Origin of the sequence: Methanocalculus sp. (assembly GCF_029762515.1) — an archaeon.
In the GTDB taxonomy this organism is placed as follows: Archaea; Halobacteriota; Methanomicrobia; order Methanomicrobiales; family Methanocorpusculaceae; genus Methanocalculus.
In genome coordinates, this window is sequence record NZ_JARVGN010000348.1 from 1 (window position 1) to 2,468 (window position 2,468).

The 2,468-nt window shown below is 53.0% G+C and carries 3 protein-coding genes; 2 read left to right on the top strand and 1 reads right to left on the bottom strand.

Translation table 11 applies throughout. The features are described from left to right. Positions 1 to 1,100, bottom strand: a 1,100-nt coding sequence (locus tag QCH34_RS10710) for a tRNA(Ile)(2)-agmatinylcytidine synthase (protein ID WP_300333968.1), incomplete at its 3' end; no start/stop codon positions are given. Positions 1,101 to 1,184: 84 nt separating this feature from the next. Here QCH34_RS10710 and QCH34_RS10715 point away from each other — a divergent pair. Beyond that, the gene (locus tag QCH34_RS10715) at positions 1,185 to 2,108 is read left to right on the top strand and encodes a transcriptional regulator (protein WP_300333970.1); all 924 of its coding nucleotides are present in this window, start codon (positions 1,185 to 1,187) and stop codon (positions 2,106 to 2,108) included. Positions 2,109 to 2,160: 52 nt separating this feature from the next. After that, a partial coding sequence (locus tag QCH34_RS10720; protein WP_300333972.1) for a TCP-1/cpn60 chaperonin family protein occupies positions 2,161 to 2,468 on the top strand: 308 nt, incomplete at its 3' end.

The following is a 2,468-nucleotide window of genomic DNA, read 5'->3' on the forward strand; positions in this document are numbered from 1 at the left end:
CCGCATACCCGGCATTTATACCCTTTATCTTTCCCGGCCGAGGTCATTTTTTTGCCGCAGGACTCGCAGAGGGGGGCATCTGCAACCCGTATAGGGGGTGCAGAGATAACCTGGATCTTCTCAATATTCAGGGATCTCTTCTTGTAACTGCCACAGACATACACACGATCTCCCGGTGCAAGCGCCCGGATACTATCGCGGAACCCCTTTGTCGGCTCATATGCCATGCAGGTGAGATGATCTTTGCCATCAGTAATCTCAAGAGAGACATGGCCGCCGATCCCTGTTTTGGGAGGGGATGCAACAATGCCGGGAACAGAATAGGATCTCCCCTTTTCAAGGGTTCCAACCGATCCACGAAGCAGATGGGCATCGGTTCCCTGATTCGTCTCAAAGATCGCCTCAAGTACCGGAGCCTCGGAGATGACCAGATTCCTCGCCAGAGAGATCCAGACCGGGTCATTCCCCCTGATCCCATAGAGGACCGGATCCGGGGTGTGCGGAACACAGACGATCAGATTATTCCCAGGATCACAGGTATCCCATGTCCCGGGATACGTCATCTCCTCTGCGAGCCTGAGGCTCACCGGATCAACAAACCGGGTGCTCGTATGGAGATTCACATCACGATAGACGAGATACTCGGATGTGGCATCTGAGAACTCCGCTGCCACCGCAGCGACAGCTCCGATGATCCCTCGTCCATTCTTCCAGAGCCTGTATCGTGCCCCGGCATCCCCACAGGCTGCAATTGCGCCTTCAATTGTACAGAAACCAGTGATCGCCTCTTCTGCAAAAGTAGCGGGAGGGCGGATCTCCCCACAGACGACAAGACCGGGATTCGTCTTCTCGCAGGAGAGATCGGCAAGCTCTTCGATGAGATCAGTTGCGATCGAAAAGGCAGAGTCCGGGTCACCCTCAGCTTCGATGGCAATGGCAGCATTTCCACGCGTCTTCCAGATGATATTCGGGTTCAGCCTGACGAGCCGGAGGGATCGGATCTCCATCCCGGACTCCTCAAGGCGCCGGGCAAGGAGAGCCCCGAGATAGGTGGTACACATACCTTGAGGAGAGTCTGTATCATCGATACCGATCCACATATCTATAGATCTGCTCTCCCAGCCCATAAGGGACATCGTCAGATCCTTTATTATCCTAGATTCACCATGTAGGTTGTAGAACAGATGGTACAGGAGCGGCTCATCCAGACGGTGATTAGTATTCTTCTTACCGCAGGGTATGATGTCTCTGAGCGTTGCCTCCTCAGACCACGGAGCTTTGACCTGCTCGCTTCAGGTAAAAAGGGACTTGTGATCATCAAGATCGTCTCCCAGATCGACTCGGTCTCAGAAGAGATCGCATTCGATCTCGAGGCGATGGGACACCACCTCAGGGCTGTTCCTATCATCATCGGGGAGAGGGCACGGGATGCACCACTGGAACGGAGTGCAGTCTATCTCAGGTACGGCCTCTTTGCAGTCGCACCATCAACCCTCTATGATTACCTTGTTGAAGGAGTTCCCCCTCTTGTCTATGCCTCGCCCGGCGGCCTGTATGTCGGCATCGACGGGATACGCCTCCGCGAGATGAGAGAGCGGCAAAACCTCTCGCTTGGAGATCTTGCACATATTCTCGGCGTATCCCGGCGAACCATCAGCAAATACGAAAGCGGTATGGGAACAACGCTTGAAATGGCATTGAAACTCGAGGAACTCTTTGACGAAGCGATCGTCCAGCCGATCGACCTCTTCATCGACCGTCCACATGACCTTCAGGAGAGCATCTATCAGAATGAGATCGAGGCAGCCTCGCCCGCCGGCCACCTGAAAGAGATGGGTCTTGAACTTCATCCATTCAGGCGTGCTCCGTTCCAGCTTGTTGCCCTCTTCGAGAAAAACACAATATTTGCCTGTTTTGGTACGGCACAGAAAACCGTCAAGCGCGCGGCACTCATCGGGAACCTCTCCCAGATTGCCCATGCCCGATCCCTCTGCATTCTCTCTGACTATGATAAAGAGAAAAAAATTGGAAAAACTCTTGTTATCGGGGAAGAAAAGCTTTATTCTCTGGAAGAGGGATCGGATCTCATCAATCTGATACCTGAATAATCTTTATATAGAACTACAAAGCAACTTTATCAACAAACACTGGTGATATTACATGTCAGCACAACTTGGAGGACAACCGATTCTCATTCTAAAAGAAGGCAGTTCCCGGACACGGGGACGCGATGCACAGGGTATGAACATTGCAGCTGCAAAAGCAGTGGCATCAGCCGTCCGGACAACCCTCGGGCCAAAAGGCATGGACAAGATGCTCGTCGATACCATCGGCGATGTCGTCATAACCAATGACGGTGTCACCATCCTCAAAGAGATGGATATCGAGCACCCCGCTGCCAAGATGATGGTCGAGATCGCAAAGACCCAGGATGACGAAGTCGGTGACGGAACCACCACAGCAGTCGT

Coding starts and splice junctions, on each gene's coding strand:
- QCH34_RS10715 (WP_300333970.1), top strand. CDS start 1,185: ATGGTACAGGAGCGGCTCATCCAGACGGTGATTAGTATTCTTCTTACC.